This is a genomic window from Pseudomonas sp. p99-361 (assembly GCF_003935475.1).
Lineage (GTDB): Bacteria > Pseudomonadota > Gammaproteobacteria > Pseudomonadales > Pseudomonadaceae > Aquipseudomonas > Aquipseudomonas juntendi.
The window spans coordinates 22,451-42,776 of sequence record NZ_RHQO01000043.1 but is presented as its reverse complement, the minus strand read 5'-3'; the positions used below and the strand labels follow the sequence as shown (position 1 = coordinate 42,776).

Here is a 20,326-nt window from a genome sequence, read left to right as displayed (position 1 = left end):
CCCGAAACAAACGTAGGAGCGAGCGCAGCTCGCGATTGCGCCGCGCGGGCGGCGCTCGATCTCACAGGCGCTGCATAACTTGTGGCAGACACCGACAGCCCTGACGCGCACCCTGTGGCTGGCTTGCCAGCGATAGGGCCTGTGACCGTTATAGAGGGGGTAGCGCCAGGCGCTGACCCGCCATCAACAATGCCAACCGCGCCAGGCCCGTCCACGGCGAGCCCTCGGCCTGGCCCTTGATTTGCGCATCGATACGCTGGGCATCCTGCAGCAGTTGCGCCCAGCGCTGCGCCGAGAGGCGCTGTAGGGCCTTGCTGACCAACGGCCGGCGCTTATCCCAGACCGGTGGGCGCGCCTGGCTGAACGCCTTGTCCAGCGGCACGCCCTGGCTGAATTGCTGGGCCAGCCCGGCGAGCTGGCGCAGCTCACGCGCCAGCGCCCAGAGAACCACCGGGGGCTCGACCCCCTCACCGCGCAAGCCTTCGAGCATGCGCAGGGCATGTGCAGCTTCACCGTTGAGAATGGCGTCTACCAGCCCGAAAACGTTGAACCGGGCGCTGTCAGCGACAGCCGACTGCACGGTTTCGACGGTGATTTGGTTGCCTTCGGCCAACAGCTTGAGCTTTTCGATTTCCTGCGCGGCAGCCAGCAGGTTGCCTTCTACGCGCGCGGCAATCAGGTCGACAGCGTCACGCTGCGCCGACAGGCCGGCCTGCTGCAGGCGCTGGTTGATCCATTGCGGCAGTTGGTGCGCATCCACCGGCCAGATCTGGATGAACTGGCAGTGGGCACCTTCGATCAAGGCCTTGCCCCACTTGGTCTTCTGCGCGCTGCCGTCGAGCTTGGGCAGGCTGACCAGCAGCAAGGTGTCTTCGGCGGGATTGGCGCAGTATTCCATCAGCGCTGCGGCGCCCTTGTCACCCGGCTTGCCCGAGGGCAGGCGAAGTTCCAGCAAGCGCCGCTGGGCGAACAGGGACAGGCTGGCGCCGGCCTGGAGCAGGGTGCCCCAGTCGAAGTTGGCGTCGGCACTGAAAACCTGGCGCTCGTCGAAACCTTGCTGGCGCGCAGCTTGGCGGATGGCGTCGGCGGCTTCCTGGCACAGCAGCGGGTCGTCACCGCTGACCACGTAGACGGGGGCCAAGGCGCCTTGCAGCTGCTTGTTGAGTTGGGCGGGGGCGAGCTTCATGGGCAGTAGGCGGGGCACCCGAAGGCACCCCGCACGGGCTTAGTTGCCCGGTACTTCCAGGGGCGACTGCTGCGGCGTTTCCGCCTGCTGGCGGCGTGCGGCCTCAAGGGCGGCCGCTTCAGCCTGGGCACGCTGATCGGCTTTTTGCTGCAGCTCGTCCAGCTGGGCTGGGGTCAGTTGCTGCAGGCGCACGACCATGGCGTTGACCAGGTCACGGCGCATTTCCAGGCGGGAACGGGCCGCTTCCTGCTCGGAACCGGTGATGTTCGAGGCATCGCGCACATACACCTTGCGCACTTCCAGCTTGTCACTCAGCAGTTCAAGGTTGTTCAAGCCCTGGATGCTGTAGTTGAGCTGGGTGGTCAGCTCGTACTCGGCAGTGCGGTTACCGCTGTTGTAGCTGGCCGAGCGCTCGCGCTGCTGTTCGTTGGTCAATACCAGGCGGTACGGCGCACCGGTGTGCACATTGACGCCGCTGTTCTTGAGCACCTGGCGCAGTTCGGTCACGGTAGGCCCGTACGCGTCACGCGCACTGACGTCCATTTCCTTGATGCTCAGCTCGTTGGTGCCAGTACCGCGCAGCTGGAAACCGCAGGCGCTGAGCATGACCGCCAGGCCAATTACCAGCAAATTGCGTTTGATCATGTTGTTGCTCCCTTGTGGGCCTGTTCCGCCCGCCCGCAGTGGCTGCGGGCGGGCGTTGCCATCAGTTGGCGACGATGTTGACCAGCTTGCCCGGTACCACGATGACCTTGCGAATGGCCAGGCCGTCGATGAAGCGCAGGACGTTCTCGTTGCTGCGCGCGGCGGCTTCGATTTCTTCGCGGCTGGCGGCGGCCGGCATTTCGACCTGCCCACGCAGTTTGCCGTTGACCTGCACCACCAGTGTGACGGTGTCCTGCACCAGCGCGGCTTCGTCGACTGCTGGCCAGCCAGCGTCGATCACGGCCTGATCATGGCCCAGCTGCTTCCACAGCTCGTGGGAGATGTGCGGGGTGATCGGCGCCAGCAGCAGGGTCACGGCTTCCAGGCCTTCGTGCAGCAAGGCACGGTCTTGCGCCGTGGCTTGCGGGGCTTTTTCCAGCACGTTCATCACGGTCATTACCTGGGCGATGGCGGTGTTGAATTTGTGGAACTGGCCGACGTCGGTGCTGGCCTGCTTGATGGCGGCGTGAATGGCGCGGCGAATGACCTTCTGTGCGTCGTCCAGGGCGGCGACATCCAGCTTGCCCGGCAGGCCTTGGGCGACGTGTGCCTGGGCCAGGCGCCAGACGCGGCGCAGGAAGCGGCTGGCGCCTTCGACGCCGGAGTCGGACCATTCCAGGCTCGCGTCAGGTGGCGAGGCGAACATCATGAACAGGCGGCAGGTATCGGCGCCGTACTGGTCGATCATCGACTGGGGATCGACGCCGTTGTTCTTCGACTTGGACATCTTCTCGGTGCCGCCGATTTCCACCGGCAGGCCGTCGGTCTTCAGGCGTGCGCCAATGATCTTGGCCTTGGCATCGCGTTCGATCTCGACATCGGCCGGGTTGAACCAGTCCTTGCCGCCGTTGCTGGCAACGCGGTAGTAGGTTTCGGCCACGACCATACCCTGGGTCAGCAGGTTCTTGAACGGCTCGTTCGAGGTGACCAGGCCTTCGTCACGCATCAGCTTGTGGAAGAAGCGCGCATACAGCAGGTGCAGGATGGCGTGTTCGATACCGCCGATGTACTGGTCGACCGGCAGCCAGTGGTTGGCTGCTTTCGGGTTGACCATGCCACCTTCGTAGTTCGGCGAGGCGTAGCGGGCGAAGTACCAGGACGACTCGACGAAGGTGTCCATGGTGTCGGTTTCGCGCTTGGCCGCAGCGCCGCATTTCGGGCAGCTGCACTCGTAGAATTCTGGCATGCGCGCCAGTGGCGAGCCGGCACCATCGGGCACCACGTTCTCCGGCAGGGTCACCGGCAACTGGTCTTCTGGCACGGGCACGTCGCCGCAGGACGGGCAGTGGATGATCGGGATCGGGCAACCCCAGTAGCGCTGGCGGCTGATACCCCAGTCGCGCAGGCGGAACTGGGTGCGCGATTTGCCCAGGTCCTTGCGGATCAGGGCTGCTTCGATGGCGTCGAAGGCGCCGGCAAAGTCCAGGCCGTCGAACTCGGCGGAGTTGATCAGTTGCCCGTGCTCGCCATAGGCGTCCTGCCACTCGTTGCCGACTTCATCGCCGGCGCTGGTGCGTACTACGGCCTTGACCGGCAGGTTGTACTTGTGGGCGAACTCGAAGTCGCGCTCGTCGTGAGCCGGCACCGCCATTACCGCGCCATCGCCATAGTGCATGAGCACGTAGTTGGCGACCCAGACCGGTAGCCTCTCGCCCGTCAGCGGGTGCTCCACCAGCAGGGAAGTGGCCATGCCCTTCTTCTCCTGGGTGGCCATGTCGGCTTCGGCAACGCTGCCGGCCTTGCATTCTTCGATGAACGCCTGCAGCGCCGGGTTGCCCTGGGCAGCCTGGGTGGCCAGCGGGTGCTCGGCGGCGACGGCGACGTAGGTGGCACCCATCAGCGTGTCGGGGCGGGTGGTGAAGACCTTGAGCGTGCCGGCGTGGCCGATGCTGGCCTGGTCGTAGGGGAACTGGACTTCCATGCCGCGTGACTTGCCGATCCAGTTGCGCTGCATGGTCTTGACCTGCTCAGGCCAGCCCGGCAGTTCGTCGAGGCTTTCCAGCAGCTCGTCGGCGTAGTCGGTGATGCGGAAGTAGTACATCGGGATTTCGCGCTTTTCGATCAGCGCGCCGGAACGCCAGCCGCGGCCGTCGATGACCTGCTCGTTGGCCAGTACGGTCTGGTCTGCCGGGTCCCAGTTCACGGTACCGTTCTTGCGGTAGATGATGCCTTTCTCGAACAGGCGGGTGAACAGCCACTGCTCCCAACGGTAGTAGTCAGGCTTGCAGGTGGTCACTTCACGTGCCCAGTCGATGGCCAGGCCCAGGCTCTTTAGCTGGGTCTTCATGTACTCGATGTTTTCGTACGTCCACTTGGCCGGGGCGACGTTGTTCTTCATCGCCGCGTTTTCCGCGGGCATGCCGAAAGCGTCCCAGCCCATCGGCTGCAGCACGTTCTTGCCCAGCATGCGCTGGTAGCGGGCAATCACGTCACCGATGGTGTAGTTGCGCACGTGGCCCATGTGTAGCTTGCCGCTCGGGTACGGGAACATCGACAGGCAGTAGTAGGTGTCCTTGCCTGGCTGTTCGGTAACAGCGAACGATTGTTGCTCGTCCCAGAAGTTCTGGGCGGCGGCTTCGATATCACGGGGCGTGTATTGTTCGTGCATGGCTACTTTTTGCTGAGAGGGAAGAGACCTTGTTCCAGGCAGCGGAACCTCGCTGCGTCCGGCACTCCGGTGTCATTTAGAGTGAACGCCGTAGCATACAGCAGCGCTGCGTATCGTGGGAAACCTTCGTTGCGAATGGCCGCTGGTCGCTGCACCCGGCTGCTTTTCGCAACGACGCTAAGCTCTGGTGTGGGGGGAGATATTCTTATCTTCAATGAGGTGAACGGATGGGAGAGACGCAGCTACCCGCAATCAGACCGGAGCTTTACGAGCGCCTGATCGACCGGCTTGGCCTGGCACTCGAAAGCGCCAGGACCTCTGTGCGATTGCGCGACGAGATGCCAGCCGAGCTGGAGTTGCGTGGCCTCAGCCACGCAGAGTTCGAAGTGATCAAGGCCTACCTGGAAGCCCTTCCGGGGCGCCGTAATGCTGCTGTCGGCAGTTACCCACAAGCGGAGCCGGCATCAGCCAAGATTATCTGGCTCAAGGACCAGAAGCGCGCTGCCACTGCGGCCAGTTCCAGAACGCTGCGCCAGCGCTAGTCGTTCAGGGCGCCCGGCGCAGGCCATCGCGCCACGGTCATTCATCATTCATACAGCTTGCGATCGGCACTGGCCCTACCTTGTTGACCGGTGCCGATCCTTTTAGGCTGCACGCCTGCCAAGGAGGTGTGGCCGATGCCCATACGATTTTTCATCAAACAATGGCTGATGCCGCCGGGCATCTTGTTCCTGTTGCTGCTTGCCGCATGGTGGTGGCGTGCGCGCCGGCCACGGCTGGCGGCGCTGTGTTTTGGCGTGGGGCTGGGTGGCTTGTGGCTGATGAGCTTGCCGCTGGTGGTGCAGGAAACGGCCCGGGGGCTGGAGACCGAGCCGCCACTGGCCGTCAGCGACTGGGCGAGGCTGGCCAGCCGGGCAGATGCCATTGTGGTACTGGGCGCGGGGCGCGAACGGGGTGACCCCGCGTGGGGCGGTGGTGACCAGCCTACCGCCACGGCGCTGGAGCGCATGCGCTTTGCCGCGCGGCTGGCCAAGGCTTCGGGTTTGCCGGTGCTGACCAGTGGCGGGCTGCACTACGGCACGCCGCCGAGCGAGGCGCAGTTGATGGCCGATCGCCTGCGTGAGGATTTCGCGGTCGAGGTGAGGTGGCGCGAAGAGGCCAGCCGCACGACCTGGGAGAACGCCCAGCTGTCGGCCAAGGTGCTGCAGCCGCTGGGGATTCGCCGTGTGGTGGTGGTCACCCAGGCCTGGCACATGCAGCGCTCGCGCTGGAGCTTTGAACAGGCGGGGTTCGAGGTGGTGCCGGCGCCGGTGGGGTTCCTTGGGCGCGAGCATGCGCGGCCGTTCGGCGGGTTGCTGCCGGAAAGCCGGGCGATGTGGCAGAGCGGGCAGTTGCTTAATGAGGTGGTGGGGCTGGTGGGGTACCGGGTGTTCTATTGAATTCAGGTTTGCGCGGTTCCTTGTAGGAGCGGCCTTGTGTCGCGATGGGCTGCGCAGCAGCCCCGGATCTCAGCTCTATCTCAAGATTGCCGGGGCTGCTTTGCAGCCCATCGCGACGCAAGGCCGCTCCTACAGGGACCGCGTAATGCCAGTTAGACGGTCTTGGCTATGCGCCCGGCCAGCAATGCCCAGCCCAGCAGCAGCACGCAGACAATCGCCAGCGGCCACGAACGCCATTGCAGGTAAGGCGTGAGCTGCTGCATCGGCACCACTTCGCCATACATTACCGCCTGCTGGAATTGTGGTACCTGCGTGGTGATACGGCCGAACGGGTCGATCAGCGCGGTCACACCATTGTTGGTGGCGCGGATCATCCAGCGGCCGGCTTCCAACGCACGCATCTGCGCCATCTGCAGGTGCTGCAGCGGGCCGATCGAGGTGCCGAACCAGGTGTCGTTGCTGATGGTCAGCAGCAGGTCGCTACGCGCCGCCAGCCCTGCTGCGAATTCCGGGTAGACCACTTCGTAGCAGATGTACGGGGCAATCTGGTAACCCTTGGCCTGCAGCAGTGGCTGGTCTTCCGGGCCGCGGGCAAAGTCCGACATGGGCAGGTTGAAGAACTCGATGGCGCCACGCAGCATGTCCTGCAGCGGCACATACTCGCCAAACGGCACCAGTTTCTGCTTGAGGTAGGTGCCATCGCCTTCGCCGGCCACCGTGATACCGTTGTAGTAGCGGCGCTGGTGATGCACCTCTTCGCGTACCGGTACGCCGGTGATCAGCGCCGAATGCCGCTCGGCGGCAAAGCGGCCCATCACATCGATGTAGCCCTGGGCCTGGTCCTTGAGCACCGGTACCGCGGTTTCGGGCCACACCAGCAGGTCCACTGGCTTGGAACTGAAGCTCAGGTCACGGTACAGCGCCAGTTGTGCATCGATGTGCGCCGGGTCCCATTTCAGGTCCTGTTCGACGTTGCCCTGTATGGCCGCCACTTTCAGCGGGTCGCCAGCCGGCTTGGTCCAGGCATGGCCTTTGAGTGCCAGGCCCAGGGCCCAGGGCGCCAGCAACAGCACCGCGGCAATGGCCAGGAACGAAGGGCGCGCGCGCAGGCGGTGCAAGTTGCACAGCAGGGCGGCAGTGAGGGCCAGGGCGAAGGAAACCAGCCATACGCCACCCAGCGGGGCAAGGCCTGCCAACGGCCCGTCGAGCTGGCTGTAACCGGCGTAGAGCCAGGGAAAACCGGTCAGGAACCAGCCGCGGAAAGCTTCCTGCAGCAGCCACAGGGCGGCGAAACACAAGGCGTCGGCCAGCGGCGCTTCGTTGCGCCGCAACCAGCGCGCCCACAACCAGGTGGGCAGGGCGAAGAACCACGCCAGGGCGGCAAAAAATGCCAACAACAGCACGATCGCCAGCAACGGCGAGGCGCCGCCGTAGGTGGTCATGCTGACGTAGATCCACCAGGTGCCCGCGCCGTACAACCCAAACCCGAACCACCAGCCACGCCACATGGCCTGGCGCGGGCTGAGCTCGCGCAGGCCCAGGTAGAGCAGGGCAATCGATAGCAAGGCCAGCGGCCAGATATCGAACGGTGCCAGGGCCAGGAGGGTGGATGCGCCGGCCGCCAGGGCCAGCAGGTTACCGGGCCAGCCGGGGCGGGTGATCCAACGCATGTTTGTCCTTAACGGTTGATCGGGGTCAGGCGCAGCAAATGTATCCGCCGGCTGTCGGCGTTGAGAATACGGAACTTGTAGGCGCCGATCTCGGTGGTTTCGTTACGCTTGGGCAGGTGGCCAAAGGCACTCATCACCAGGCCGCCGACGGTGTCGAACTCGTCATCGGAGAACTCGCTGTCGAAGAACTCGTTGAAGTTTTCGATCGGGGTCAGCGCCTTGACCAGGAAGTCACCGCTGGGCAGCGGCTTGATGTAGCTGTCTTCCTCGACATCGTGCTCGTCCTCGATATCGCCAACGATCTGCTCCAGCACATCCTCGATGGTGACCAGGCCGGCCACGCCGCCATATTCGTCGATGACCACGGCCATGTGGTTGTGGTTGGCACGGAACTCGCGCAACAGCACGTTCAGGCGCTTGGACTCGGGCACGAAGGTGGCCGGGCGCAGCAGGTCCTTGATATTGAAGCTGTCGCCGTTCTCTTTGAGGATGAGCGGCAGCAGGTCCTTGGCGAGCAGGATCCCGAGCACATCGTCATGGCTTTCGCCGATCACCGGGTAGCGCGAGTGCGCGGCGTCGATCACCGCCGGCAGGAATTCGCGCGGCGACTGGCTGGCCTTGATGCTGATCATCTGCGAGCGCGGAACCATGATGTCGCGCACCTGCAGGTCGGCGACCTGGATGGCGCCTTCGACAATGGTCAGCGCCTCGCTGTCCAGCAGTTTGTTCTGATGGGCTTCGCGCAGCAGCTCCAGCAGCTCCTGGCGGTTTTTCGGCTCATGGGCAAAAGCCTGGGTCAGTTTACCCAGCCAGGACTTCTGCCCGTTGCTCGATCGATCTTCGCTCATGGCGGTTCTCGTGATCCTTCGTGTATCAGTGTGTGAGGGTGTCGGTTTCATCATCGGCATAGGGGTCGGGGTGACCCAGTTCTGCCAGCAATTCTCGTTCCAGGCCTTCCATCTCCTCGGCTTCCTCATCGTCGATGTGGTCGTAGCCAAGCAGGTGCAGGCAGCCGTGGATGACCAGGTGGGCCCAATGCGCGTTCAGCGCCTTGCCTTGTTCGGCCGCTTCGCGCTCCACCACCGCCACGCAGATGACCAGGTCGCCCAGTAGCGGGATATCGAGCAGGTCATCGGGTACATCGGCAGGGAACGACAGCACGTTGGTCGCGTAGTCCTTGTGCCGGTAGGTGTGGTTCAGCTCACGGCCTTCGGCTTCGTCGACCAGGCGAATGGTCATTTCCGAGTCGGCGCTGCGCTGGCGCAAGGCCAGCTCACACCAACGGCGGAAGTCATCGTCGCCCGGGGCAGCGGTATCGGTGGCCCGTTGAATGTCGAGTTCAAGCATCTTTGCCGGGTGCCTCAGGCTTGGCCTGGCGGGCATCGAAGCGGTCATAGGCTTCGACGATACGCTGCACCAGTGGATGTCGAACCACGTCTTTGGGCTGGAAGTGGGTGAAACTGATACCCGGCACGTCCCGCAATACTTCGATGACGTGTGCCAGGCCCGACTTGGTGCCACGGGGCAGGTCGACCTGGGTGATGTCGCCGGTGATCACCGCGGTAGAGCCGAAGCCGATGCGGGTCAGGAACATTTTCATCTGCTCGAGCGTGGTGTTCTGGCTTTCGTCGAGGATGATGAAGCTGTTGTTCAGGGTGCGGCCGCGCATGTACGCCAGCGGGGCGATCTCGATGACCTGGCGCTCGATCAGCTTGGCCACGTGCTCGAAGCCGAGCATTTCGTACAAGGCGTCATACAGCGGGCGCAGGTACGGGTCGATCTTCTGCGCCAGGTCGCCAGGCAGGAAGCCAAGCTTTTCGCCTGCCTCGACCGCCGGGCGTACCAGCAGGATACGGCGCACCTGCTCGCGCTCCAGTGCATCCACGGCGCAGGCCACTGCCAGGTACGTCTTGCCGGTACCGGCCGGGCCGATGCCGAAGTTGATGTCGTTGGCGAGGATTTCCTTGACGTAGCGCTGCTGGTTCAGACCGCGCGGGCGAATATTGCCCTTGCGGGTGCGCAGCGACACGCTGACTTCGTTGACGGCCGGGTTGTCGATGTGCTCGACGGCCGACTCCTGCAGGTACAGGTGCACGGTTTCCGGCGACAGGTCAGTGGCCTTGGTCTCACGGTAGAGACGGCGCAGCAGCTGTTCGGCCGCAGAGGTTGTCTTGGGTTCGCCGATCAGTTCGAACTGATTGCCACGGTTGCGGATTTCGATGGCCAGGCGCTGTTCGATCAGGCGCAGGTGCTCGTCGAACTGGCCGCACAAGTTGGCGAAACGGTTGGCCTCGAATGGTTCGAGGATGAAACGATGGGGTTCTATGGGTGCGTTCAAGGTCGTTTTTAGCCGCTCGACGGCAATGGAGTTGAACTCAAGAATAACCCTTGAATGGCAGTGGCGAAAGCACTGAAACGATCAAGGGTATGTTCGCCCTGCACAAGGCGCGTGTACCCATGCTGGCGTACTGGCGGTCAGGGCAACGGCGAGAACGGCGTGCGCCCTTCGGCGTTCTGCAGTTCCAGCAGGTATTTGCGGAAAATCTGGCCGAGCACCTGGGTGGCATGCTCCAGGTCGTCGCGAGGCATTTGCTCGGTGACTTCGTCGGCCATGTCCAGCGCGTCTTCGGCACCGTTGACCGCGGCCATTTTCAACAGGATGTACGCCTGCACATTGTTGGCCTTGACCCCTTCGCCATGGAAGAACATGGCCCCCAGGCGATACTGGGCATCGGCCTGGCCTTGCAGCGAGGCTTTCTGGAACCAGTCCAGGGCTTTGTTCAGGTTCTTGGGAGTTTGCGTGTAGTAGTACTCGCCCAGTTCGAACTGCGCCTGGGCGTCCCCCGCGCTGGCGGTCTGCTCGCAGGCCTTGAGGGCGTTTGCCAGGTCTTCAGGCTGAACGTTCAAGGTGCAGCGCCCCGTTGCCGGAATGAGCAACGAGTTACCGCCCTCCGCCAGGGCCAGCAGGGGCTGAAGAAGCAACAGGCAGCCCAGGGTCAGGGCGCGGCCGGTGCGGTTCATGGGGATCGACTTACCTCTGCAAAGCTGCGGCCAATGTCTCTGGTGGCACATTATGGGATAAGCAGCGCCAACCTTACAAAGTTTTACTCGAATTTCTGCTTGGTTGGGGAAGTCAGCTGATTGTGCATGAATAATTGTTGCCTGTACCGGCCTCTTTGCGGGTGAGCCCGCGAAGATCCCGGTACAGGCAAAGCATCACTTCAGGGCAGCAAACGCCTTTTCAGCCGCATCCAGGGTGATCTGCAACTCCTTGTCGCCATGGGCGATGGAGGTGAAGCCTGCCTCGAACGCGCTCGGTGCCAGGTACACGCCACCGTCGAGCATCAGGTGGAAGAAGCGCTTGAAGCGCTCGGCATCGCTGGCCTTCACGTCATCGAAGGTGACGATATCGTCGGCACCGCTGAAGTACAGGCCGAACATGGCACCGGCCTGGGTGGTGACGAACGGCACCCCGGCGGCATCGGCGCGCTGTTGCAGGCCGTCGAGCATGCGGCTGGTGTAGTCGGTCAGCTCGGCGTGGAAGCCGGGGCGGCTGATCAGCTTCAGGGTGGTCAGGCCGGCGGCCATGGCCAGCGGGTTACCCGACAGGGTGCCGGCCTGGTAGACCGGGCCCAGCGGGGCGATGCAGCCCATGATTTCACGCTTGCCGCCGAAGCAGCCGACCGGCATGCCGCCGCCGACGATCTTGCCGAAGGTGGACAGGTCCGGGGTGATGCCGTAATGGCCCTGGGCGCCACCCAGGGAAACGCGGAAGCCAGTCATCACTTCGTCGAAGATCAGCACCACGCCATGCTTGTCGCACTGCTCGCGCAGCCCTTCGAGGAAGCCCGGGGCCGGTGGCACGCAGTTCATGTTGCCGGCCACTGGCTCGACAATGATGCAGGCCACGGTCTGGCCAACTTCGGCCAGGGTCTTCTCGACGGCAGCGATGTCGTTGAACGGCAGGGTCAGGGTGTGCTTGGCGAAGTCGGCTGGCACGCCCGCCGAGCTGGGGACGCCCTGGGTCAGCAGGCCGGAGCCGGCTTTTACCAGCAGGCTGTCCGAGTGGCCGTGGTAGCAGCCTTCGAACTTGATGATGGCATCGCGGCCGGTGTAGCCACGGGCCAGGCGGATGGCGCTCATGGTGGCTTCGGTGCCCGAGCTGACCATGCGCACCATTTCCATCGACGGCACGATCGAGCAGACCAGGTCGGCCATTTCGGTTTCCATGGCCGTTGGCGCACCGTAGGACAGCCCGTGCTGCAGCTGCCTGCGCACCGACTCCAGCACCTCGGGGTGGCCGTGGCCGAGGATCATCGGGCCCCAGGAGCCGACGTAATCGACATAGCGCTTGTCGTCCTCGTCAACGACGTAGGCGCCCTCGGCATGCTTGAAGAACAGCGGCGTACCGCCAACGCTTTTGAAAGCGCGGACCGGCGAGTTGACGCCGCCGGGGATGTGCTTCTGGGCTTGGGCGAACAGGGCTTCGGAACGGGACATGGGAATCTCTCGAATCAGGATGCGAACAAGGCGTTGAAGGCGCGGGCGCGGCGGGTAACTTCCTGCGCGCTGTCGGCACCGAACAGGCCGTGGATCACCGCCAGCAGGTCGGCGCCATGGTCGACCAGCGGGGCGGCGTTGTCGAGGGTAATGCCGCCGATCACCGCGATCGGCAGCTTTACCTGGGCGCGAGCCTGCTCCAGCAGGTCGGTACTGGCGGCAGGCGCGCCGGGCTTGGTCACGGAGTTGAAGAAGCGGCCGAAGGCCACGTAGCTGGCACCTTCCTCGGCGGCCTGGGCGGCCAGCGCGAGGCTGGCGTGGCAGGTGGAACCGATGATCGCCTGGCGGCCGAGCAGGGCCCGGGCCGGGGTCAGCGGGCCGTCGGTCTGGCCCAGGTGCACGCCGACGCCCAGGCGCGCGGCCAGTTCGGCGTCGTCGTTGATCAGCAGCCGCGTGCCATAGCGCTCGCACAGCTTCATCAGCGCTTCGGCTTCACGCAGCCGGCGCGCTGCGTCGTCGCTTTTGTCGCGGTATTGCAGCAGGCACACGCCGCCTTCCAGCGCCGCTTCGACATAAGACAGGAAACGGCTGGCAAGCAGTTGACTGTCGGTAATGGCATACAGGCCACGTAGCTTCATGGAAAGCCTCGTTTCAAGCGCAGAAGTCCAGGGGCAGGCGGCGCGGCACGTACTGGCCTTTGCCCAGCTGCTCGGCGTCACGCAGGGTGCGCCAGGTGTAGTCGAGGGCGCTGCGTACGGCACTTTCCAGCTGCTCGCCCAGGGCCAGGCGGCCGGCCAGGGCGCTGGCCAGGGTGCAGCCCGAGCCATGGTAGCTGCCTGGCAGGCGCTGGCAGGTCCAGGTGTATTGCTGGCCGTTCTGGGTGTACAGGCGGTTGTGGATTTCGTCTTCGTCGCCGTGCCCGCCGGTAATCAGCAGGTGCTTGCAGAACGGCAAGAGCTTCTCGGCACACGCATCGGCGCTGCCCTCGGGCAGTTCGGCGAGAATGCGTGCTTCAGGCAGGTTCGGCGTGGCGATGGTCGCCAGCGGCAGCAGGCGTTCGCGCAGGGCATAGCCTACTTCATCCTTGCCCAGGCGGCCGCCGCCGCCGGCGCGCAGCACCGGGTCGCAGACCAGCGGCAGGTGCGGGTGGGCGGCCAGCAGCTCGGCCACGGTGTCGACCATGTCGATCGAGCCAAGCATGCCCAGCTTGACCGCGGCAACCGTGGAGTCGGCCAGTACGGCGTTAGCCTGGGCCAGCACCCACTCGCGGTCGAGTACCCGGAAGTCGGAAACATTGACGGTATCCTGCACGGTCAGGGCAGTCACGGCGGGTGCAGCGTGACAGCCTTGGGCGAGCAGGGCTTCGATATCTGCCTGCAGGCCGGCGCCGCCACTTGGGTCGTGGCCGGAGAGACAGAGGACAACGGGGCGGGAGCTGTAGGTATTCATGGTCGGCGAGCTTACCACCAAACCTGTTTGGGAGAATCGTCCGACAAACCGGATTTACTGATCGAATGGTCAGCTTATGGCTTGCATCTTCCATCAAGCTATTGATTTAGAAGCCTTTGTTCGCGTTTTGGCATGGCCGATTGCCAGCGGTTACAGCTATGCTAGAGTGCTTGGATAACTCGACAAATGGACTCTGCTGGATCACGTCGTCTCAAACGGATGGGAGGCAACCGCGACGCGACTGCACAGACCAGGCTGGGGCTGTATGCGCTATTTGCTGATTGTGCTTCTGGGGATGCTGCCCGTGCTGGCCGGCGCAGTCGATTTCGACGAGGCTACCCGGCACCTGCCGCTGGGCAAGGTCATGCAGGTTTATGAGGACCCGGATGGCAGTAGCAGCATCGCCCAAGTCAGCGCCCCGGACTTCGCCAGATACTTCCGCCCCCACCCAGATGAGGTGCTGAACGCCGGTTATTCCACTTCGGTTTTCTGGCTCAAGGTCGAGTTGCGCCCGGTTGCGGCGCCCGGTGCTGCGCCCCGGCAGTGGCTGCTGGAACTGGCCTACCCGCCCCTGGATCATCTGGAGCTGTACCTGGCCGATGGCAATGGCGGCTACCGCCTGGCCCAGCGCACCGGCGATGCCTTGCCCTACGACAGCCGGCAGGTGCGCCAGAGCAATTATCTGTTCGAGCTGCCGCTGCCGCCTGGCCAGGTGACTACCGCTTACCTGCGGCTGCATAGCCAGGGCTCGGTGCAGGCGCCGCTGGCGCTATGGGCCCCCGAGGCCTACATCGAGGCGCAACCGACCCGCCTGTATGTGCTGGGCATGATTTATGGCGTGCTGCTGGTGATGCTGGTGTACAACCTGTTCATCTACCTCAGCGTGCGCGACGTCAGCTACCTCTACTACATCCTCTATATCGCCTCGTTCGGCCTATACCAAGTGTCGGTGAATGGCGCCGGTGTAGCCTACTTCTGGCCGGACAGCCCATGGTGGGCGAATGCCGCGACACCGCTGAGCATCGGTGCTGCCGCGCTGTTCGCCTGCCAGTTCGCCCGCCACTTCCTGCAGCTTGGCAGTATCAGCCGGGGCTTCGATCGGCTGTTGCAACTGTTGATGCTGGGGGGCGTGGTGGTCATGGTGCTGGCCGTGAGCATGGCCTACGGGGTGGCCCTGCGCGTGGCCACCCTGCTGGCGCTGCTGTTCACCGTCAGCGTGTTCAGCGCCGGGCTGTATGCCTGGTGGCGGGGGTTGCGCCTGGCGCGTTGGTTCATCATTGCGTGGACGGCGTTTCTGCTTGGTGGCCTAGTCAATACCCTGATGGTGCTGGGCTACCTGCCGAACCTGTTCATCACCATGTATGCCAGCCAGCTGGGTTCGGCATTGGAGGTGGCGCTGCTGTCGCTGGCGCTGGCCGACCGCATCAACATCCTGCGCGAGCAGCAGGCGCAGGCCTTGCGTGAAACCGGCCGTACGCTGGAACAACTGAATCTGCAGTTGGCCAGGAGCAACCGGTTGAAGGACGAATTTCTGGCCAGTGTGACCCATGAACTGCGCACGCCGATGAACGGGGTGATTGGCTCGCTGGAGTTGATGCATACCTTGCCGATGGAAGGCGAGATGGCCCAGTACCACCGTACAGCGGTCGGTTCGGCGCAGGGCATGATGGACATGGTCGATGCCATCCTTACGCTGTCCGAGCTGCAAGCGGGGCGCCTGCGGGTGCAGCCGGCGCCGTTCAGCCTGCGTACTTTGTTGCAGAGCCTGCGCGCCGGTTATGCCGGCCAGGCATTGGCCAAGGGCCTGTACCTGAGCCTGGATATCCCGGCCGATTTGCCGGATGGGTTACTGGGTGACGGGCCCAAGCTGGCGCGTTGCCTGGGGTGCCTGGTGGATAACGGGTTGAAGTTCACCCATCAGGGCGGCGTGGTGATCCAGGTGCGCGGGCGCCGGGTGGGGCCGGATGACATGGCGCTGACCTTCACTGTCAGCGACAGCGGTATCGGCTTCGATGACCTGGACCAGGCGACGTTGTATCAGCGGTTCTTCCAGGTAGATGGCTCGATGACCCGCCGCTATGGCGGGTTGGGGATCGGGCTGTCGATCTGCCGGCAGATGGGCGAGTTGCTGGGTGCGCGGTTGGCGCATGAGTCGACGCGCGGGTTGGGGAGCCGGTTTGAGTTGAGTTTGAATATGGCGGTTTCGCAGGGGCAGGTGCCGGTGGGTATCTTGCAGAAGCGTCGTTCGGTTTGAGGGGGGGCGGCGCTCGATCTCGCAGGCGCTGAATGTGTCGAGGCGAACGCTTCGGCGCTCGACCTCACCCGCGCCGCAGATCTTATGGCGAACACCTGCCAGCCCAGATGCAGGCTCAAGACATGCATCTGCAACCCATGCCCCCACCCCCACACCTTTAGTCACGAATGCCACTTTGCCAACCCCGCAGGCAGTGCTTCACTGGGTTTTTCAAGCCTACCCGGATCCAGGAGCCCCCGATGAACCTGCACCAGTACGCTGAAACCCACGAAGTCACCAACCAGCCACCGTCCCTTGACGGTGCCAACCTTTACCGCCTCGACCTGCCACTCCAGGAGTGGTCGCGGCGTTTCGGCGCGGGCTGGGCCGAGTCGCGGATCGATGCCTACGGCGCCCTGGCCGGGGGGCCGCTGATGCAGGCTGGCTTTCTGGCCAACGCCCACAAACCCGAATTCAGCAGCCACGACCGCTACGGCCATCGCATCGACCTGGTCGAGTTCCATCCGGCCTATCACGAACTGATGCGCACCGCCGTCGAACATGGCCTGCCGTCGCTGCCATGGGCCGAACCCCGCCCCGGCGCACATGTGGCAAGGGCTTCGATGACCTACCTGCACAGCCAGGCCGAAGCCGGCAGCGGCTGCCCGTTGACCATGACTTTTGCCGCCGTGCCAGCCCTGCGCTTGCAACCCGAGCTGGCCGAGTATTGGCTGCCGAAGATCCTCGCCTGCGAGTATGACCCGCGCAATGTCGGCGACCGGCACAAGGCCGGGGTCACCCTGGGAATGGCGATGACCGAAAAACAGGGCGGCACCGATGTGCGGGCCAACACCACCCGGGCCTACTCGGTCGGGGCGCCGGGCCCGGGTCAGGCCTACGAGCTGGTCGGCCACAAGTGGTTCTGTTCGGCGCCGATGTGCGATGCCTTCCTTACCCTGGCACAAACCGAAAAGGGGCTGAGTTGTTTCCTGCTGCCGCGCCACCGCCCGGATGACAGCCGCAACCAGTTCTATATCCAGCGCCTGAAGAACAAGCTCGGCAACAGCTCGAACGCCTCCAGCGAGGTGGAGTTTCGCGGGGCGTTGGCGTGGATGATCGGCGAAGAAGGGCGCGGTGTGCCGACCATTATCGAAATGGTCGCCATGACCCGCTTCGATTGCATGGTCGGCTCCAGTGCGCTGATGCGCCAGGCGCTGACCCAGGCTACCCACCACTGCGCGTACCGCAAGGTCGGTGGGCGCGTGTTGAATGAGCAGCCGCTGATGCAGAACGTGCTTGCCGACCTTGCCTTGGAGAGCGAGGCTGCGCTCGCCCTCAGCCTGCGCATGGGGCAGGCGCTGGAGCAGCTCGAAGACCCGCAGCAGGCGCACTTCGCCCGCCTGGTGACGGCAGTGGGCAAGTACTGGATCTGCAAGCGTGCGCCGGCCATGATCAACGAAGCCGCCGAATGCCTGGGCGGGGCCGGTTATGTGGAAGACAGCATCCTGCCCCGGCTGTACCGCGAAGCACCGGTGAACTCGACGTGGGAAGGCTCGGGCAATGTGCAGTGCCTGGATGTGCTGCGGGCCTTGTCCAAGGAACCGGGGGTGCTCGATGCCTTGTTCGCCGAGCTGGGCGATGGGCATGGTGACCCACGTTTGGCGGCGCATATCGGCAACCTCAAGGGGGCGTTTGCCGATACTGGCGACATGCAGTACCGCGCGCGGCAGTTGACCGAGGATATTGCCTTGGCGTTGCAGGCCAAGCTGTTGCTGGAGGCGGGCAATGCGTTGGTGAGTGATGCGTTCATTGGCAGCCGGTTGGCGGGTGGCGGCCGGGTGTATGGGGCGTTGCCGCGCGGTGTGGATGTGCAGGCATTGGTGGCGCGGGCGACGCCAGCCTGGGCGAATTGATTCGGCTTCTTCGCGGGCATGCCCGCTCCCACAAGATCTTCATGGATGTCCCGGGCGGTGCCGTACCTGTGGGAGCGGGCGCGCCCGCGAAGAATCCAGCACCGATCAATGGGGATGTATTTAGCCAAGAAGGCAGGCAAGATGGTTCACATGCATGTCCAGACAGGAAGCACAGTGTGAGCCACGCTTTTGTAGTCGTTGATACCCCCGAACAGGCCGTCGATCGTCTGGCGGCCCTGCATGAACAAGCCACCGGTGCCCTAAGCCTTGCGCTCAAGCGTTACCTGAAAGACCGCACCGAACCCGACGCCGAGCAGCGCGACCTGTTCCGCTACCCGGCCCTGCGCCTGACCTACTACAGCCATGGCGAAGTCGCCGCTACCACGCGTGCCTACGCCAAGGTGCAGGTGGCCGGCACCTACAGCGTCACTGTCACCCAGCCCGCGGCGTTCCGTGGTTATCTGCTGGAGCAACTGCGCCCGCTGATGCACGACTACACCGTTACCGTCGAAGTGGGCGTCAGCGAACAGAACATTCCTTACCCCTATGTGGTCGACCAGGGTGACGAACTGGCCGGCAGCGGCATCACCGCCGCGCAGTTGGCGCGGGTGTTCCCCAGCACCGACCTGTCGGCCGCCACCGACAATATCGCCGACGGCCTGTACGACTGGGATCATGCCGACGTGTTGCCGCTGGCACTGTTCGATGCCGCACGCGTCGACTTCTCGCTGCGCCGCCTGGTGCATTACACCGGCAGCGACTGGCGCCACATGCAGCCGTGGATCCTGCTGACCAACTACCACCGCTATGTCGACCAGTTCATCAGCCATGGCTTGGAGCAGTTGCGTGACGACCCGCGTTTCGTGCGCATGGTGCTGCCGGGCAACGTGGCCATCGAAAAGGGCATGGACCATGGCGAAGCCCAGGCGCTGGTTTCCAGCGTGGTCTGGCACCGTTACCAGATGCCGGCCTACCACCTGATCGCCGCCGACGGTGACGGCATCACCCTGGTCAACATCGGCGTCGGCCCGTCGAATGCGAAGAACATCACCGACCATCTGGCGGTGCTGCGCCCGCATTGCTGGTTGATGATTGGCCACTGCGGCGGCTTGCGCCAGTCGCAGACCATTGGCGACTATGTTCTGGCACACGCCTACATGCGCCGCGACGGCATTCTCGACCGCGTGGTACCGCCGAACATTCCGATCCCGGCGCTGGCCGAAGTGCAGTTGGCGCTGCAGGAAGCGGCTGCGCAAGTGACCGGTGAACGTGGCGAACAGTTGAAGAAACGCCTGCGCACCGGCACCGTGCTGACCTACGATGACCGTAACTGGGAGCTGCGCTGGGCCCAGGAGCGGCCGCTGATCAACCTCTCACGTGCCGTGGCGGTAGATATGGAAAGCGGCACCATTGCCGCCCAGGGCTACCGCTTGCGGGTACCGTACGGCACCTTGCTGTGCGTGTCCGACAAACCGCTGCACAGCGAGATCAAGCTGCCAGGTTCGGCCAACGCCTTCTATAACCGGGCGGTCAGCCAGCACCTGAAGATCGGCATTGCTGCCCTCGACCTGCTGCGCACCGAGCTCAACTCGTTGCACTCGCGTAAACTGCGCAGCTTCGATGAGCCGCCGTTCCGCTGAGGATCCATGTCACTGCCACCCCGTAACAAGCCGCGCCGCCCCCAGGCGCGGCCTGCCGCCGGCCCGCGTCGCCAGGCCAAAGCGCCGCCGGCCGAGCCCCGCCTGATCCTGTTCAACAAACCGTTCGACGTGCTGACCCAGTTCAGTGACGGCGAAGGGCGGGCGACGCTCAAGGACTTCATCGATATCCCGGGCGTATACCCGGCCGGGCGGCTGGACCGTGACAGTGAAGGCTTGCTGTTGCTGACCAACGATGGCGGGCTACAAGCGCGGATTGCCGACCCTAAGCACAAGCTGGCCAAGACCTACTGGGTGCAGGTGGAAGGTGAGCCGAGCGACGAGCAGTTGCAGCGTTTGCGTGACGGCGTGGAGCTGAACGATGGGCCGACCTTGCCGGCCGAGGCGCGGCGCCTGGCCGAGCCCGCGTTGTGGCCGCGCAACCCGCCGGTGCGTTTTCGCAAGAGCGTGCCGACCAGCTGGCTGGAGCTGGTGATTCGTGAAGGGCGTAACCGCCAGGTGCGGCGCATGACGGCAGCGGTGGGGTTGCCGACCTTGCGCCTGGTGCGGGTACGCATTGGTGACTGGGCGCTGGACGGGTTGGAGCAGGGGTGCTGGCGCGAGGTTCCGGCAAAATTGCAGCGCTAGTGGGGGCCGCTTTGCGGCCCATCGCGACACAAGGCCGCTCCTACAGAACCGCGCAAACCCATGCCTTGGGTCGCGACCTCTGCATTCCCAAGGCCTAAACCCCTTCAAGAAACCCCACCACCACGCTCTTGATGATAAAGGCCAGCACCCCCAGCCCCAGCACGAAGAACAGGATCAGCGTACCGAACTTGCCCGCCTTGGACTTTTTCGCCAGGTCCCAGACGATGAAACCCATGAAACCGATCAGCACGGTGACCAGGATGATCATCATCCACTCTTCGAATACGGCGGGATCCATCGGTGTTCTCCAGGCAGTTTGAGCGCTCGAGTATACGCCC

Annotated in this window: 18 protein-coding genes; 6 read left to right on the top strand and 12 right to left on the bottom strand. The window is 64.2% G+C overall.

Annotated elements, in window-relative coordinates; all coding sequences use genetic code 11:
• Positions 1–148: 148 nt before the first annotated feature.
• The 3 genes from holA to leuS all read right to left on the bottom strand — a co-directional run bounded on the left by holA (position 149) and on the right by leuS (position 4,499).
• Positions 149–1,186 carry a DNA polymerase III subunit delta gene (holA, locus tag EGJ22_RS18085; protein ID WP_064314556.1) on the bottom strand — a complete coding sequence of 346 codons (1,038 nt, stop codon included), beginning with the start codon at positions 1,184–1,186 and terminating at the stop codon, positions 149–151.
• Between the two features lie 39 nt (positions 1,187–1,225).
• The gene (gene lptE / locus EGJ22_RS18080; protein WP_009685391.1) at positions 1,226–1,831 is read right to left on the bottom strand and encodes an LPS assembly lipoprotein LptE; all 606 of its coding nucleotides are present in this window, start codon (positions 1,829–1,831) and stop codon (positions 1,226–1,228) included.
• A gap of 61 nt (positions 1,832–1,892) precedes the next feature.
• On the bottom strand, positions 1,893–4,499 hold the full coding sequence (gene leuS, locus EGJ22_RS18075) for a leucine--tRNA ligase (RefSeq protein WP_029884755.1): 2,607 nt from the start codon (positions 4,497–4,499) through the stop codon (positions 1,893–1,895).
• A 227-nt stretch (positions 4,500–4,726) separates the two neighbouring features.
• On the opposite strand from leuS, the gene EGJ22_RS18070 reads away from it, so the two are divergent.
• Together EGJ22_RS18070 and EGJ22_RS18065 are read left to right on the top strand one after the other, a co-directional pair.
• Positions 4,727–5,041, top strand: coding sequence for a hypothetical protein (locus tag EGJ22_RS18070; protein ID WP_009685393.1), 315 nt, complete (start codon positions 4,727–4,729; stop codon positions 5,039–5,041).
• A gap of 135 nt (positions 5,042–5,176) precedes the next feature.
• Positions 5,177–5,938, top strand: a complete 762-nt coding sequence (locus EGJ22_RS18065; protein WP_029884756.1) for a YdcF family protein — start codon at positions 5,177–5,179, stop codon at positions 5,936–5,938.
• Positions 5,939–6,090: 152 nt separating this feature from the next.
• Here the strand turns inward: EGJ22_RS18065 and lnt are convergent, their stop codons facing one another.
• The 8 genes from lnt to EGJ22_RS18025 all read right to left on the bottom strand — a co-directional run bounded on the left by lnt (position 6,091) and on the right by EGJ22_RS18025 (position 13,557).
• Positions 6,091–7,608 (bottom strand): apolipoprotein N-acyltransferase, encoded by a 1,518-nt coding sequence (lnt, locus tag EGJ22_RS18060; protein ID WP_009685395.1) that lies wholly within the window; start codon positions 7,606–7,608, stop codon positions 6,091–6,093.
• A gap of 8 nt (positions 7,609–7,616) precedes the next feature.
• Entirely contained in the window at positions 7,617–8,456 is an 840-nt protein-coding gene (locus EGJ22_RS18055; protein WP_009685396.1) for an HlyC/CorC family transporter, read from the bottom strand.
• A 25-nt stretch (positions 8,457–8,481) separates the two neighbouring features.
• Positions 8,482–8,955, bottom strand: coding sequence for an rRNA maturation RNase YbeY (gene ybeY, locus EGJ22_RS18050; protein ID WP_029884757.1), 474 nt, complete (start codon positions 8,953–8,955; stop codon positions 8,482–8,484).
• Positions 8,948–9,946 (bottom strand): PhoH family protein, encoded by a 999-nt coding sequence (locus tag EGJ22_RS18045; protein WP_009685398.1) that lies wholly within the window; start codon positions 9,944–9,946, stop codon positions 8,948–8,950. The genes ybeY and EGJ22_RS18045 overlap by 8 nt, the downstream gene beginning before the upstream one ends.
• A gap of 137 nt (positions 9,947–10,083) precedes the next feature.
• The gene (locus EGJ22_RS18040) at positions 10,084–10,629 is read right to left on the bottom strand and encodes a tetratricopeptide repeat protein (protein WP_029884758.1); all 546 of its coding nucleotides are present in this window, start codon (positions 10,627–10,629) and stop codon (positions 10,084–10,086) included.
• A 195-nt stretch (positions 10,630–10,824) separates the two neighbouring features.
• Positions 10,825–12,108 carry a glutamate-1-semialdehyde 2,1-aminomutase gene (hemL, locus tag EGJ22_RS18035; protein WP_125920329.1) on the bottom strand — a complete coding sequence of 428 codons (1,284 nt, stop codon included), beginning with the start codon at positions 12,106–12,108 and terminating at the stop codon, positions 10,825–10,827.
• Between the two features lie 14 nt (positions 12,109–12,122).
• Positions 12,123–12,746, bottom strand: a complete 624-nt coding sequence (gene thiE, locus EGJ22_RS18030) for a thiamine phosphate synthase (RefSeq protein WP_029884759.1) — start codon at positions 12,744–12,746, stop codon at positions 12,123–12,125.
• A 13-nt stretch (positions 12,747–12,759) separates the two neighbouring features.
• Positions 12,760–13,557: a hydroxymethylpyrimidine/phosphomethylpyrimidine kinase gene (locus EGJ22_RS18025; RefSeq protein WP_029884760.1), complete on the bottom strand. Its 798-nt coding sequence runs from the start codon at positions 13,555–13,557 to the stop codon at positions 12,760–12,762.
• A gap of 265 nt (positions 13,558–13,822) precedes the next feature.
• Here EGJ22_RS18025 and EGJ22_RS18020 point away from each other — a divergent pair, with 265 nt between their 5' ends.
• From EGJ22_RS18020 to EGJ22_RS18005, 4 genes are all read left to right on the top strand, one after another.
• A complete protein-coding gene (locus EGJ22_RS18020) occupies positions 13,823–15,811 on the top strand; it encodes a hybrid sensor histidine kinase/response regulator (protein ID WP_064314557.1) in 1,989 nt (662 codons plus the stop codon).
• 239 nt (positions 15,812–16,050) lie between these two features.
• Complete coding sequence (locus EGJ22_RS18015; protein WP_029887382.1) at positions 16,051–17,703, top strand: acyl-CoA dehydrogenase family protein; 1,653 nt, start codon at positions 16,051–16,053, stop codon at positions 17,701–17,703.
• Positions 17,704–17,879: 176 nt separating this feature from the next.
• Positions 17,880–19,343 (top strand): AMP nucleosidase, encoded by a 1,464-nt coding sequence (gene amn, locus EGJ22_RS18010; RefSeq protein WP_029887383.1) that lies wholly within the window; start codon positions 17,880–17,882, stop codon positions 19,341–19,343.
• 6 nt (positions 19,344–19,349) lie between these two features.
• A complete protein-coding gene (locus EGJ22_RS18005; RefSeq protein ID WP_029887384.1) occupies positions 19,350–19,988 on the top strand; it encodes a pseudouridine synthase in 639 nt (212 codons plus the stop codon).
• A 94-nt stretch (positions 19,989–20,082) separates the two neighbouring features.
• Here EGJ22_RS18005 and EGJ22_RS18000 read toward each other — a convergent pair whose 3' ends face one another.
• The gene (locus EGJ22_RS18000) at positions 20,083–20,286 is read right to left on the bottom strand and encodes a DUF2788 domain-containing protein (RefSeq protein ID WP_003249787.1); all 204 of its coding nucleotides are present in this window, start codon (positions 20,284–20,286) and stop codon (positions 20,083–20,085) included.
• Between the last annotated feature and the right edge of the window lie 40 nt (positions 20,287–20,326).